This is a genomic window from Bacillus atrophaeus (assembly GCF_039519175.1).
GTDB classification, from domain to species: Bacteria; Bacillota; Bacilli; order Bacillales; family Bacillaceae; genus Bacillus; species Bacillus atrophaeus.
This window is the reverse complement of the sequence record NZ_CP154443.1, coordinates 3,191,803-3,208,300: the sequence shown is the minus strand read 5'-3', so window position 1 is coordinate 3,208,300 and position 16,498 is coordinate 3,191,803. Positions and strand designations below refer to the sequence as shown.

General features: G+C 46.5%; 1 protein-coding gene. It reads right to left on the bottom strand.

Annotation, left to right across the window (positions count from 1 at the left end; translation table 11 throughout):
- Nucleotides 1-6: 6 nt before the first annotated feature.
- Complete coding sequence (locus AAHT65_RS16035; RefSeq protein WP_343311548.1) at nucleotides 7-16,482, bottom strand: amino acid adenylation domain-containing protein; 16,476 nt, start codon at nucleotides 16,480-16,482, stop codon at nucleotides 7-9.
- Nucleotides 16,483-16,498 lie beyond the last annotated feature (16 nt).

Below are 16,498 nucleotides of genomic sequence, written 5' to 3'. Positions count from 1 at the left end.
CCCTCCTTATATCAGTTGTTGGATCTTTGTGCTGTCTCCCGGATGATAGCTTCGCAGTTTTTGAATGGTAGAGCTATGTTCTTCCGGATACACTTCAATGGTTTCTTTTAACTGTTCCGCTTCACTGGCAGCTTCGTTTGCCATTTTCATCAGCACAAGCTGATGTAACGGTCCGCCAAGCAGTAATTCCAATGCTTCCATGGCTTCCGGGGCTTCAATTGAGCCTATGCCCGCCTGAGCCATTCTCTGCTGATAATCGGGTGAGGAAACAACGCCGACGCTGCCCCAATAACTCCAATTCATCACGGCCACTGCACAAGGCCATACTTGCGAAAGCCAATGAGCAAAAGCATCTTTGAAACTGCAGCCTGCTGCGTAATTACTTTGTCCCGAAGCCCTCGCAAATGATTGTACTGACGAGAAAAACAACGCGAAGTCCAAAGGCTCATTAAGGAAGACTTGGGCCATTCGCACACTTACATCCACTTTTGCCGAAAGAACATTTCTGAAGCGTTCCTCGGTCATATTTGCAAGGCTCTGGTCCTGTAAAACGATGGCAGAATGAACGATTCCATTAATCTCTTGATGCATTAGTTTGATTTTTTCATATGCGTTTTCTAAATCTACTTGGTTTGCCGCATCAGCTTCGATATAAAACGGGGCCGGCCCCAAGTCCGCAAGCTTGTCCAGCTTGGCTTGGATGGCTTCATCCTTTTTCCTTCTGCCAATCCACACCACATGGGCTTGGTATGTTTTAATGACGTATTCGCTCCAGGCTTCTCCTATACCGCCCGCGCCTCCTATCACAACATATACGCCTCCATGCTTATACTTGGACTGAACAGATTGGGTCTTGTGCACGGGGACAAGGCGCTGTTTGTGCCAAATCTTATTCCGGCAGGCCCATGTATTCCCATCCCGATCGCCCGGTAAGGACCATATCTCTGGCGACCAATCATCAGCAGCGCCTAAATCAATCAGTGTTGTCTGCCAATTGGTGTATTCTTTTGCCATGGAACCGATCAGACCGTGAATCCCTGCGTGTACAGGATTTACAATGTCATGCTGATCGACAAATTGGGTGTTCTCAGTCACCACCGTCCACTTTATATCCCTGTCTCCGCAGCCTAAAGCGAGCATAGCCTTTATGACTTTGTACATCTTGATAACTCCTTGGTTCTGAGCTTCAATCATTTCATTGTCCGCTTTCTTCCCGGCAGAATGGGCCGAAGCAATCCAGACAATATGGTCAAACGCACCGCATGCTTTCAGCTTGTATTCAATTTCATCAATACGATCATGCTGATCTATAGTCAGAGATTGCACGTGCGGGTACTGACTTTGAACAGCCTTGCTGCTCTTCTCATCTCCTCCGATAATGACCACACGCTCAGAAGCTGATGGAACGACTCTGCTCTTTTCCACAAGAACTTGATCCCATAACGGCGCCATCAGAAGTGCTCCATTAAGTGATTCCGTCACTTCGGGCGTCTTCCGGTCACGGGGGCTTTGGCCGTCTTCTTCAAGCACCCGAGATGAGATGCCCTTGATTCTCACGCATACCTGCCCTTGTTCATCACACAAGTCTATATCCAGCCTTTGGATTCTCTCCTCGTTTGTACGAGATGTGACAGACGCCCACATTCGGTCCGTACATTTACTAAAGACTTCAAGTTCTTGCAGTGCGAAAGGCAAGGAAAGCTGATCGTCACCTGAATTCAGCTTTAATCCGATCGACGCTTGTAAAGCAGAATCCGCCATGCTCGGATGAAGAACGAATTGATCTGTTGTGCCAGAGACCGAAGAAGGCAAGGAAAGCTCCGCCAATGCTTGATTGCGGCCGATATATAAGTTTTTGATTCCTTGAAGGCCCGGGCCATAATCTATGCCGATCGCCTTAAATAACTCATAGCACTGTTCCGCTGAAATCGTGTTTTGATTGCATTGTGCCTGCAAAGTGCCGATATCAAGCTTTGGCATTTCTTGAGCGCTGCAGATAACTGCGCTGCCTTGGCTGTGAATATGTCGTTCGTTCTTTTCACCATCAGTATAGATTTCAAATGCGATCTCACCGTCCTGATGAGGGTTGAGACTGATGTCGACTTGAACGGGCTGGCCGTCTGATACAATCGGCTGAACCCATACGACATTTTTTATCTGGATGACAGACTGTTTATCTTTCAGCCCTCTGACCGCCTGCGTGACGGCAGCGTGCACCATTTCCAGATAAGCCACGCCCGGCATTACCGGACTGCCCTGCACCATATGATCCTTTAAGAAATATTCCTGACCGGTAAAGACTGAGCTGAAGCGCTGCTCTGACAAGTCGGATATGTTCTCCTGTAATAATGGGTGGATGACTGCTGCACCGGCGCTTTTTACTGATATTTGATGTGTTTGAGCTTTTTCTTTCATATCCGTTACCCAGTAACGTTCTTTCGCAAATGGATAGGTCGGGAGACTGAGACGTTTCGGCTGATCCTCTCCATACAGGCTGTTCCAATCCATCTTCATTCCTTTCACCCATAATTCAAGCAGCTTTGCGTAAGTCCTGTGCTCCCATCCATTTTTCATGGCTTTCTGCGTTTCTTCGTCCGCCATCAGCGTCTGTAATGCTCTTTTGTCAACTCTGCCTCTGTACAAGCCCTCCGCATTTGTTTGGCCTGTTATAAATTTTTTCAGTTTTTCCTGCAAGTCTTGAACCGAGACGGCGATGATCCCCAACCTTTCCTCCATTTCATCACGTCCCGCTTGAAGCGTGTACGCAACATCAATGAGATCACTGTTTGTAAAGGATTGCTTGCTGATAGCTTCTGATAATTGCTGCGCTTGTTCTTTCAGACGTTCTTCTTCCTTTGCCGACAAGACAAAGATGCCTGGATTTTGAGATGACACAGCTGGCGCTTCAGCAGCCGAAGAGGAGTCTTTTGGAATATATTCCTCGATGACCACATGGGCATTTACGCCTCCGATGCCAAATGAACTTACTCCTGCTCGGCGAGGCAATTCCCGGCCTGCTGCATCTTTGAGCGCCTTCCATTCCCTTGATTCCTGTACGATATAAAACGGACTGTCTTCAAGCTTAATATATGGATTGACCGACTCGCTGTAGAGACTCTTCACAAGCGTTTTGTGCTTTAGCTGCAACAAGATTTTGATGACGCCCGCTACACCGGCCGCAAGCGACAAATGCCCGATGTTTGTCTTTGCTGACCCCAGTCCGCAATGGCTCGTTTGAACAGAAGGGTCTCCCGTTTTCTCATACAGCGCTTTAAAGGCGGCCTTCAATCCGTTAATTTCCACCGGATCCCCGAGCTCTGTGCCTGTTCCGTGCGCTTCAATATACGTGACGGTTCTCGGGTCAATGCCAGCCTTCGTATATGCGGTTTTTACGACTTCTGCCTGTGCCTTCGGATTAGGAGTTGTCAGAGAATTGGCGCGGCCGCCGTGATTTACCGCACTTCCCTTAATGACTCCGTAAATATGGTCCCCCGCCTGCTCAGCCGCTTTCAGTTTTTTCAAAAATAGGATTCCTGCTCCTTCGCTGACTGCAAAACCATCTGCTTTATCTGAGAATGTTTTGCATCTTCCTTCTTTGCTAAGCGCTCCGGCTTTATCATAGGCGATATGGCCTTGAGGCGTTACAACTGTATTGACGCCCCCTGCGATCGCCATTTCGCAGTTTCCGGCTTCAATCGCACATACTGCGTGATGGATAGCGACTAAGGAACTTGAACATGCCGTATCAATGGGTTCGCTCGGCCCATGAATATTTAATAAATAACTGACCCGGTTCGGGCCTGCTGAAGGACTCATGTTAGCGGCAGATGAGCCTTCTATTTCTACATTGGACAGCAGTGAGCTGTATCCCGTATTTCCTGTACCGATGAAAATGCCCGTTTTTGATCCTGAGATGCTTTGAGCTGAATATCCCGCTTCTTCGATCGCTTTCCATGCATAGGTCAGTAATAGACGCTGCTGAGGCTCCATCTGCTCAGCCTCCAATGGAGAAATGCCAAAGAACAATGGATCAAAATCGGCGACTCCGTCAATAAATCCGCCCCATTTGACATTCGTTTTATTTGCTTCTTTTAAAGGATCTCCGTAAAACTCCCGCCAATCCCAGCGGTCTTTCGGGACCTCGGTAATACAATCTACGCCTTCTTTCAGGTTGGCCCAGTATTCCTTAACGTCCTCTGCTTTCGGAAAAACCCCGCTCATCCCTACAATGGCAATAGGCTCAGGTGCCTGGTCAGCCACTGTTTGCACAGGAGGAACTGTTTGTTTTGCAAACCGCTGTTTGTGTGAGAATCTGTTGCCTTCTATGTTTTTTTCAACAGACTGTACAGGTTTTTCAACTTTCACATCCGCTGCAAATTGTGCTGTAAACTTATCCAGATACTCTTCTGACAAATACGCTGCAAAGGTATTGACTGTTGCATATTCAAAGAAAATCGTAGGCGTCAGATCCAGCTTGTACTCATCATTAAGCTTGTTGGCAAATTCAGTCAGCGTGATGGAATCAAACCCATATTGATTAAACTCAACATCCGCATCAATTTCTTCAGGTTTGATTTTAAGCAATTGAGATATCTCTTGCTTTAAAACTTCCTCAATCTGATTCGACAAGGCTCCATCCTCGATTGCTGCTGCCGGATTCACTGGTTCCTGCACTGTTTCCTTCGGCGCGGCCGCAGAAGGCGTCTTTTGAAACAACTTATCCTTCATGATGTCTCTGATACCTTCCATGACAATGACGTTATTTGTGCCATAGGCCAAGCCTTTATATAGCGCCTGAATACCGGTTTCAGTCCGCATGGCAGTGACACCCGTGTTTTTCAATGTCATCTTTTCTGTTTCTTCATCTACATGCATGCCGCCCTCTTTCCATAACGGCCAATTGATCGACAAGGTTTTTCCGTGCCGGTACATGGACGTCACAAGCGCGTTGCGATAAGCGGCGTAGCTGTCCATAAAAGCATTAGCCATCGCATAATCCGCCTGGCCCGCGCTGCCGACGACACCTGATATAGAGGAAAAGAGGATAAAGAAATCTAACGCCAAATGCTCGCTTGCCTCATCCACGTTGACAAGCCCTTTTACCTTTGGTGCCAGTACTTGCTGCAGTTCTTCCTTGTTTTTCGTGATCAGATAATTATCTTTAATGAGACCCGCGCTATGAATAATGCCATTCAGGTCGCCATAATCCGCTGTTATGCTTGTGATTAAATCTGCCACAGCAAGCTTTTGCGTCACATCTATCTGTCTGTACTCTGCCCGGGCACCCAAGCGTTGAAGTTCTTTAAGCTGGGAGTGCTTATCCGCACTCAGCTCAGACCGCCCTGTGAGAATAAGCACGGGCTGGTTGACTTGGCTCACAATTTCTTTAGCAAAAATAAATCCAAGTCCTCCTGCGCCGCCCGTGATGAGATACACGCCATTGTCCTTCCACGGCATTGTTATTTCACGATCGGTTTCGTTAACTTCGCTTAAATCAGCAATATAACGCTTGCCCTTTTCATACTTGATATGCCGGTCTTCTACGTTTCTTTTATTCTCTTTTACTTTCTCTGCAATACTTTCAATCTCTTCATTTGGCTCTATTTCGATCATTTGGCCTTTCAGTTTTGAGTTTTCCAGACCGGCGGTTTTAAGCAGTCCCGTCAAGCCTGAGAACAATTGCTGTTTGCTTTGCGCAGCGGCAAGCGTTTGAATCAATACATGTCCTTTCGGCTTACTTTTGAGAATGCTCTGTATGGTTTCAAATGCCTGCTCCGCATATTCTTGGAAGCGCTCTGCCAATCCCTCGTGAATGGACTCCAGTACGATGCATTCCGCTCCTTTGATTCTCATTTCGATGCTTTCTTTTGAGATACCGTTCATTTCACAAACCATCACGATATGCCGATCATATTCAGGGTCGCCATCTTTTCCTGCATCCTGATGTGTCCACCCGGGCTCCAGCATTAATGTTTCCATCGTTTGCGTATTCCCCGCTGCATCGGCTTCTCCTTCTGCTGCTCTGAAAGACAATCCTTTCATCCGCACGCAAACATTGCCGTTTTCATCGCAAATATCGATATCCCGCTTCTGCACCTTATCAGTTGCTTTGCTGTCTTTGCTGTATCTGGCGTATGCCCACATAACAGAAGAACATGCCCCAAAGACTTCAAGTTCTTGGACTGCAAAAGGCAGCATCAGCCGATTATCGCCGGCTCCTGTCAGAATGCTTGATGCCTGCAATGCGGAGTCCATCAGACCCGGATGCATTGCGTATTGATTCACCGTATCCAAAACAGCCGGGTGTAACGATAGTCTTGCCAATACCAGATTTTCTCCTGTGTAAACCCTCTCTACCCCTCGAAAAGCCGGGCCATAGTCAAACCCTATCATTCTATAAGTGTCATATACTTCGCTGACAGTGAATTGACTTTGATTGCACTGCGCCTGCAGAGAACGCAAATCAATGACAGGCACATCTGCACCAGAGTTCAAGACAGCACTGCCCTGACTGTAAACGACTGGTTTTTCATCGGGGGCTTCTGGATTGCTGTAAATTTCATACGCGATCTCACCATGATCTTCAGGACTAAGCCCAATGTGAACCTTGAGCGGCTGATCTTCTACAACGATCGGCCGCACCCAAACCGCATTTTTCAGCTTGATGCTGTTCTGGCCTTCTTGTAATTCTGCCGCCTGTTCGATGCCAGCCCGCGCCATTTCAAGATGCGCCACTCCCGGTAAAATCCGCTGCCCTTTTACCACATGATCCGCAAGGAAAAATTCTTCTCCCGTATAGATGGAACTAAACCGCTGTTCCATAAGATTCGACGTATTCTGATGCATTAATGGATGTAACACAGCAGAAGTGACTGAATGAGAAGCTCTTTTGTTTGAGTCAAGGGTTCTATTCTTTTCACTATTGTCAGAAATCCAGTAGCGATCTTTTGCAAACGGATAGGTCGGCAAACTGATGCGTTGCGGCTGATCATCGGCATACAGCTTGGTCCAGTCGACATCCAGTCCCTTCACCCATAACTCAAGCAGCTTGGCAAACTTGCTGCGCTCCATCCATTTTTCAATGGCCTCTTGAATTTCTTCATCCGCTGTCAGCGTTTGTAATGTACCTTTATCAATCTTGCCTCTATACAAATCTTCTACATTGCTTTGACCTTCTGCAAACTCTTTTAATTTTTCTTGCAATTCTTGAACCGATCCGGCAATAATTCCTAACCGTTCTTCCATTGCATCGCGCCCGGCTTGCAGAGTGTAAGCGATATTGATGAGATCTTCGTCTTTATATGATTTACCGATCGCATCTGCCAATTGCCTCGCATGTTCTTTCAGCCGCACTTCATTTTTCGCGGATAACACAAAGATTCCCGGATTTTGAGAAGTGATGTACGGCGTTTCAACAGATGATCTTGCGAAATTCGGAACATATTCTTCGATGACCACATGGGCATTGACACCGCCGATGCCAAATGAGCTTACGCCTGCACGCCGCGGCTGCTCTTGACCTTGTTCGTTTTGTATCGTTTTCCACTCTCGTGTTTCCTGCACGATATAAAACGGGCTGTCCTGCAACTGAATGTATGGATTGATAGACTCGCAGTGCAGACTTTTCACTAGTGTTTTGTGCTTAAGCTGCAACAAAATTTTGATAATGCCCGCTGCGCCGGCTGCAAGCGATAAGTGCCCGATGTTGGTCTTCGCCGAACCCAATCCGCAATAATTGCTATTGGCAGCCGAATCTCCTTTGTTTATATCCAATGCTTTAAAAGCGGCCTTTAATCCGTTAATTTCAACCGGATCACCCAGTTCCGTTCCGGTTCCGTGCGCTTCAATGTAAGTTACCGTTTTCGGATCAATTCCCGCCTTTTTGTATGCTGCCTGAATGACTTCTGCCTGTGCCTTCGGATTAGGCGTTGTCAAAGAAGCAGCACGGCCGCCGTGATTCACTGCGCTTCCTTTGATGACTCCGTAAATATGATCTCCCGCTTTTTCAGCTGCTTTTAATTTTTTCAGAAACAGGATGCCGGCCCCTTCACCGTGTGCAAAACCATCAGCTTGATCTGAGAATGTTTTGCATCTGCCTTCTTTGCTTAATGCTCCCGCTTTATCAAAGCTGATATAAACCTCCGGCAGGATAATGGTATTTACGCCGCCGGCTAACGCCATGTCACAGGTGCCCTCTTCGATAGAAGAGATCGCATGGTGAATGGCGACTAATGAGCTCGAACACGCTGTGTCTATAGGTTCACTCGGACCATGCAGATTAAAGAAATAGCTGACCCGGTTCGGACCGACTGACGGACTCGTGTTTGCCGCTGCAGAACCGTCTATTGCCGAGTTTGCTTTTGAAAGAAGCGAACCATAGCCTGTATTGCCCGTCCCGATGAATACGCCTGTTTTTGTGCCTGACAGACTTTTCGCCGAATACCCCGCATCTTCAATCGCCTTCCATGCATACGTCAATAACAGACGTTGCTGAGGCTCCATTTGCTCGGCTTCGCGCGGGGAAATACCGAAGAATAAAGGATCAAATTCCCCGATTCCATCAATAAAACCGCCCCATTTGACGTTCGTTTTATTCGCCTCTTTGGCGGGATCTCCTTGGTACTCGCGCCAATCCCAGCGGTCTTTCGGTATTTCCGTCATGCAGTCCTTGCCTTCTTTCAGGTTATGCCAGTACGCATCAACATCTTTCGCCATTGGGAAAATGCCGCTTATCCCTACTATGGCGATTGGCTCAGGAGCAGATTCCCTCTGCATTGTTTCCGGCAGGATCACTTGCCGTGTACGTCGCTTTTTGGCTGTAACTTGAATGTGTTCTTCTTTTTTATCTGCAGCCGGAATACGAGACTGTGTTTTGGCGCGCACCGTAAATTTTTCCGCAAATACAGCTTCATATTCTTGTGCCAAATGTTTGCCAAACTCATGAATCGTCGGATGGTCAAAGAAGATGGTAGGCGTCAGTTCAAGTTTAAAATTCCGGTTTAAGTGATTGGTGAATTCCGTCATGGATATGGAATCGAAGCCATATTTCGTCATCTCGGCATAGTCTTCAATATCTCCAATCTTCACCTTTAGTAATTTGGCTACCTCTTGTTTTAAAACAGCTTTCACTTTATCCAGCAAGCTGCCGGTATCAATTCTTCTTATTGGTTCAGTTACAGTTTCCGTTACCTTCTGTTCAGCAGAAGCCGGAGCCTGTTTTTGCAGAAGTTTTTGCTTGATTTTCTGCAAATCGCCTTGAATGACCATGACCCGGTTCATCTCGGAATTCAGCGCTTGATATAACGCCCCTATGCCTTTTTCTGCTTCCAAAGGAACGACTCCGGCCATTTGCACAAGTCTTTCTTCTGTTTCTCTATCGACCTTCATGCCGCCCTCTTTCCATAATGGCCAGTTCACAGCTATGGTCTTTCCGTGCCGCTGCCCAAGATCAGCCAGCGTCCTGCGATATCCGGCATACGCATCCATAAATACATTAGCCGCCGCATAATCCGACTGCCCGATGCTGCCTATGCTTCCAGAAAGAGATGAAAAGAGAATGAAGACATCTAAAGCCATATCCTTACTCGTCTCATCTAAGTAAACAAGTCCTTTTACCTTAGGTGACAGCACTGCATGCAGTTCCTCTGCTGATTTCTTGATCATATAGTTGTCTTTAATGATTCCAGCGCTATGAAGAATGCCATTAAGACGGCCGTACTCTTGCTGAATGTCGTTAATTAATTGATAGACTCCGATTTTATCGGTAACATCCGTTTGTTTATAGGAAATGTTTGCTCCCATATTGCGAATCTCTTCAAGCTTTCTCTTTTTGTACTCTCCAAGCGGTGAACGGCCTGTAAGAATGAATGACGCATGTTGCGTCTTTTCGGCAATTTCTCTTGCGAAAATAAGACCCAGGCCTCCCGCACCGCCTGTGATGAGATAAACACCATCGTCCTTCCACGGATGTCCGGCTTCATGATTTGCAGGTTCTAATTCATTCCAATCGGCGATATATCGCTTACCGTTTTTGTATCTGATATGTGCGCCGCGGTTTGTTTGATTTTCTTTCAGTTTGTCAGAAATGCTTTCCCAGCCTTCTTTATCGCTGATTTCAATCATTTGGCCTGTCAGTCTGGCATGTTCCAGCTCGGCTGTTTTCAGCAGTCCTGTCATCCCGGAGAACAATTGCTGTTCGCCTTCTGAGGAGGTGACAATTTGAACCAGAATGCTGCCTGGCGGTTTACTGTGAAAAATAGCTTGTACCTTCTTAAAAACTTGTTCGGTATAAGAATGGAAGCGTTCCTCCAGTGAACCAGGTCTTCCATCTAAATTGAAAACACGTACATGCCCCATTTCCGCTTCAACGCGATCCCGGATTTCTTGGTCATATTCGCAGAAGAACACAAGATGCTCCGCATATTCATGAGCCTGTGCGCCGGGGGCTGCGTTTTGCTCTTTCCAAACAGGTTCAAGCATTAAGGTTTCTGAACCGTCTTCAGATGGTGCATCCCCATCCATAACTCTTGTCGAAAATCCTTTTATACGTACGCAAACTGTTCCATGCTCATCACATAGATGAATATCCACTTTCTGTATCAAGTCCCCCGGTTTATTTTTCTCATTGAATTGAACATAAACCCACATATCAGGAACGCAATGATGAATGACTTCAAGTTCCTCTAACGCAAAAGGCAATGCTGCTTTGAAGTCCTCCTCACTGCCAGAAAGCCCGGCTCTGGTGATATTTTGCAAATATTCAGCGGCCTGTAACGCTCCATCTATTACACTCGGATGAAGGACATATTGGTCTTGCGTATGAGAGACGGAGTCCGGAAGAGATAACTTGGCGAGTAATTGGCCATCTCCCATATAAACAGTCTCTACAGCTTTGTATCCCGGCCCGTAATCAGCTCCGATCATTCCCGCATAGAATAACGCGGTATCCATGCTGCCTTGATCACATTGATTTTTTATAGCGGCAAGATCTAACGCAGTCACATGATCTGTCTGGCATAATTCCGCAATGCCCTGGCTGTATAATATAGGATCTGCGTCAAAATTTTCCGGTTCGCCGTACATTCTATAGAGAATCTGCCCGTCATCCTCATCATAAAGTCCAATATTGACTTTGACCGGCTGATGCCCCGCTACAACCGGACGAACCCATACCACATTTTTAAGACGGATGGTCCGCTGTTCTTTTACATCATCCAGCCCTTGTTCGACAGCGGCTCTGGCCATTTCAAGCGTGACGGCCGCCGGCACGATCGCCATTCCCTTAATGATATGCTCGGCAATAAAATACTCTTGCCCGGTAAAGATGGAACTGAACCGCTGCTCTGATAAAACAGAAGTATTATGGTGCACCAATGGATGCAAAAGAGATGATCCTGCCGATCGTTTATCATCTGCGGCGCTGATTTCAGGCCAATAGCGTTCTTCAGCAAAAGGATATGTCGGTAAACTCATGCGCTGCGGCTTCGCATGCGGGTAAAGCTTCCGCCATTCAACATGAAGGCCCTTTGCCCACATCTCGGCCAGCTTTTTCTGCTTGCCTTTGGAAAGCCATGATGAAATCAATTCTTGTGTTTCATCGTCATCCAGCCATGGCGCAGCATCTTTGATTCGTGACTTCTCTCCTTGAAAACAGCCTTTTGTCAGCGGCTTTCCATCGATAAACTTCTCCAGCTGCCGTTTCCATTCTTCAACATCACTCGCCATAAAGACGACTCTGCTGTCCATTGCCTCCCGGCCGATCTGGAATGTGTGCGCCACATCTGCTAAACAAATGTGCACTTGATCTTTCCGATTGATAAATGCCAGCAGTTCTCTTGCGTATGCTTGCAGGCGCTCTTTGTTTTTGGCCGATACAGGAATGAGGTACGGTGAATTTCCCTTACTTTCCTCCCTGACATCTGAGAAAGAGGCATATTGTTCGAAAATGGCATGGGCGTTAGTTCCCCCCAGCCCAAACGAACTTAGAGCCGCACGATGTACCGTCTCCTTTTTTTCTAATGACTTCCCTTCCTTGACCACATAAAAGGGAGAGTCGTCCAAATTGATGTTCGGATTCGGCTCGCGGTAGTTGATGGATGGCGCAAGCTCATTGTGGTATAGGCTCATGGCGACCTTGATGCAGCCGGCTAGACCTGCGGCTGTGTCCAAATGTCCAATATTGGTTTTCACCGAACCGATTCCGCAAAATTGTTTTTTGTCTGTGTACTGTTTATAAACCTGATTCAAAGCGGAAAATTCTATCGGGTCTCCTAATTTGGTTCCTGTCCCGTGTGCTTCAATATAGCTGACCGTTTCGGGATGAATATTTGCTGCATCCAATACGTTCTGAATGACTTCTGTTTGCCCCTTTACGCTCGGTGCATAAAAACCGACTTTATCTGCTCCGTCATTATTCAGACCAATTCCCCTCATGAGGGCATAAATATGGTCTCCGTCTTTCACAGCATCCGCGGCTTTTTTAAGCAGGACGACCGCCACTCCTTCGCCTCCGGCCATTCCGTCGGCAGACGCATCAAATGCCTTTACATGTCCGTCACTTGAAAAGTTCAATCCGGTTTGATGGACATAACCGATGCCTGACTGCGCGTGCAATGTCGCTCCTCCGACTAAAGCATATTTCGCTTCACCTGAAGTTATACTTTTGTACGCTTGATACAGCCCCACTAACGATGAAGAGCAGTTGGCATGGACAAAGTAGCTGGGTCCCTTTAACCCGAGCTTATGTGAAATCATCGTTGGAATGGTTCCGCTTTGGGCCAGCACCCATGACACATAGCCGTCAGGAGATTCGTGCCCTTCTGTTGACTCCGCTGGCAATAACGATCTGTACGAGTTATTGCTTGCCGACATATACACACTTGTACCCGGAATCTCTTTAGACACATAGCCTGCATCCTCTATGGCTTTCCAAGAATGCTGCAATAAGAGCCGAAGCTGCGGGTCCATAAATTCAGCATCTTTAGGAGACATTTGAAAGAAACCAGGGTCGAACAAGTCTTTTCCTTCTATTGCGGATTGCGCAGGAACATAGTCAGGATGTTGAATCAGTTCTTCCGGCACGCCGCAAGTGCGCAGCTCCTCTTTTGAGAAGAACTGAATGCTTTCCTTGCCCTCTTTTAGGTTCGTCCAAAAATCATGATGGTTTTTCGCACCCGGAAATTGACATGAAATACCCACAATCGCCACGCTGTCTTCAGCATATGGCGGGAGCGTTTGCTGTTCCGGCTGTTTTTCATCCCTCTTCATCTCCTGCTGTTTGTCAAATGAGGAATGGACCGCATCCGTCTTTTTGGATTCAATAATGTATTGACTGATTGCTCTGATGTTGGAGTACTCAAATAGTTCCGTTACACTAAACTCGCAATCCAATTCTTTTTTGATCCGTTCAGCCGCAGTCACGGCAAGAAGAGAATCGCCTCCCACATCGAAAAATCCGTCTTCTGCTCCAAACCCGCTGACCTTGAGAATGTCCTCCCAGATACGGTGCACTTTATCCTCTACTTCCGATAACGGCAGAAGATTTGTTTTCTTTCTCTCCAAAACTATCTTCCGATGCTCCAGATCTTTCCGGTTCACTTTCCCGCTCGGCGTTAACGGCATCTCATCCAAGCGGATAAAGTGCGAAGGAATCATATATTCAGGCAGGCTGGATTTCAAATGGCGGCGCAGCTCTTTCGGATCAACAGCCGACTTTTGCTCGGTATAAAAGGCTGCCAGCCTTTTATGGCCCTCCAGTTGATTGACGACTACCGCTTGATCCAGAATTCCCGGATATTCACTGAGTTTCGATTCAATTGCGCCTAACTCAATGCGGAAGCCGCGGATCTTCACTTGGCTGTCAATGCGTCCCAAATATTCGATATTACCGTCAGACAGCCACCTGGCTGAATCACCTGTTTTGTAGAGCTTTGTTCCCGGCTCAAACGGATTGTCTACGAATGTTTCCGCTGTCAGCTCAGGCTGGTTGTAGTATCCTCTTGCCAATCCGTCTCCTGTGATACAGAGCTCACCGGGCTTTCCGATCGGAACAGGTTGTAGGTGCTGATCCACAATATAAATCCGCGTATTGGAAACTGGCTTTCCGATCGGCGTATGATGACTGGAAATCTCCTCTTTCGTGCATCCGAAATACGCAGCGTAAATAGAGGCTTCCGTAGGTCCGTAAATGTTTTCAATACTGCTGTTTTTAAAAATAGCGACCGCCTTTTTCACCAATTCTTTAGGGAATGCCTCTCCCGCAACCATCATATATTTGATCGGGCCATTCTCTGTAAAACCCTTATGCTCTGCCGCCATTTCTAAAAAAACACTCAGCATGGCGGGGGCGAAATTGATGTGGGTCACTTGGTATTTCTCAGTATAGTCCATGCATAGCTGGGGTGATTTTTCCCCGCCAGGCGGAAGAATAATGAGGCGGCCATTTCCTATAAACCACCCGAATAATTCCGATATTGATACATCAAAAACATAGTTTGTTTTCAATAAATACGCATCTTCAGCGGTGACGGGATAATGAGCTTCAAGAAAATTCAGGGTATTCATAATGCTTCTGTGTTCGACCATGACCCCTTTAGGTTTCCCCGTACTGCCGGAGGTATAAAGGATATAAGCGAGATGATGCGGTTTTACCTCCCGTTTCAGGATTCTGTTTTGTTGAGTCAGGTTAGTGTTCTCGCAGGCAGAGTCAATAGTTATGATGTTTATGTTTTTCACATTCACTTGCTCTATTTTGTCATATACTTTTGATTGCGTGAGGACAATTGATACTTCACTATCCTTGAGCATGAATTCTAATCGCTCTTTCGGGAAATTCGGATCGAACGGCACATACGCACCGCCGGCTTTGAGAATACCCAAAATTCCGACGAGCATATCCAACGAACGTTCCGTACAAATTCCGACCGCACTTTCCGGGCCTGCTCCTTGTTCTTGAAGGTACACTGCCACCGATGTGCTTTGTTCCTCTAATTCCTGATATGTAAGAGTTTCTTCTTCAAAAATAACGGCAATCGCATCAGGGGTTTTTTTCGCTTTTTCTTCGAAAATTTCATGGATGCATTTGTCTTTTGGATCACCTGTCTCTGTCGCATTCCACTGGTTCAGCAAATTGGTTTGCTCTTGATGTAATAGGTTAGAGTACGTCTCAAGTGACGCAGACGGATCGTGTATGATCTCTTCCGCAAGCTTTATATAGTGTCCCATCATCCTCTCAATGGAGGATAATTCAAATAAATCAGGATTATACAGCAGATTAAGCGCTGTTTCATCGCCCTGTTCGTAAACTTCCAATGCCAGTTCAAACTCCCCCTCTTGGCGAAGTTCTTCAACAAATTCGATGCCGAGAGTTTGATATTGTTCCAGCATGTTGTTTAAACCTGCTGTTTGAAAGAAATTCTGGTAGAGAAAGGCCGCTTGAAAAACAGGAGACTCCGCTGCCGCGCGGTCTACATGTAATTCTCTTACCAGCGCGGGAAACGGATATGCAGCATGGTCCAAGCCATCAGCTACTGTGAGCTGCAAATCACGAATGAAGTCTGTGAATGTCTGTGTGCCTATTTCCTTACTCCGCACCGCAATCATATTGATAAAATAGCCGATGATAGATTCAAAACTGTCTTCAGGCCGCCCCATCGTCGGCATTCCGACAATGATGTCCTTTTGATTCGTATAGTGATGCAGCAACACTTTATAAAACGCGAGAAACACAACAGATTCATTCACGTGATGGGAACGTGCGAATGATTTGATTTGTTTGCCAAGTTCATGAGGGAGCAAGCTTTTATAAGCCTGCCCCTTCCCTTTCTGAGCTGAAGACCGGGGACGGTCGGCCGGAAGCTCAAGAACAGGCAGTGTCCCGGAAAGCTGTTCTTTCCAGTAAGCAAGATGCTCTGCCCCTTCTCTTGTATCCAGCATGTTTTTCTCCCAATCAACAAAATCATGATAGCTTGCTGATAAAACCTGTAAAGCCGGCTCTCTGTCTTGAATAAATTCTGAATACGCATCTAAAAGCGTTGAAATAAACGTCAACATCGAAACACCGTCAAAAATCACGTGGTGAATCGTAATAAGCGCCATGCATTCATCCTTTGATAGATGAAAAAGATGAGTGCGCATTAACGGGCCTTTATCCAGCTCAAAAGGTTCTTTTGCTTTCTCTCTGATAAAAGGCAGAATGTCAGATGGATTCATATCTGACATATCCGCTTCCTCAAAATGAAGAGTCTTTGATGACTCAGCCGTTTGAAAAGGAACCCCATTCTCCTCTTTGATCACACTGGTTAAAACAGGATATTGTTTCTGCACAAACAGAAGGGCTTTCTTGAATTTCTCTATATCTAATTTCTTACTGATACGAAAGCATAAAGGAATATTATAAGCGCCCATATCAGGAGACATTTTTTGAAGCATCCATAACCCTTTTTGACCTTCTGAAAGCGGACCTTTAGACGATTGCCGCTTTATGCTTTGAAGCTGTTCT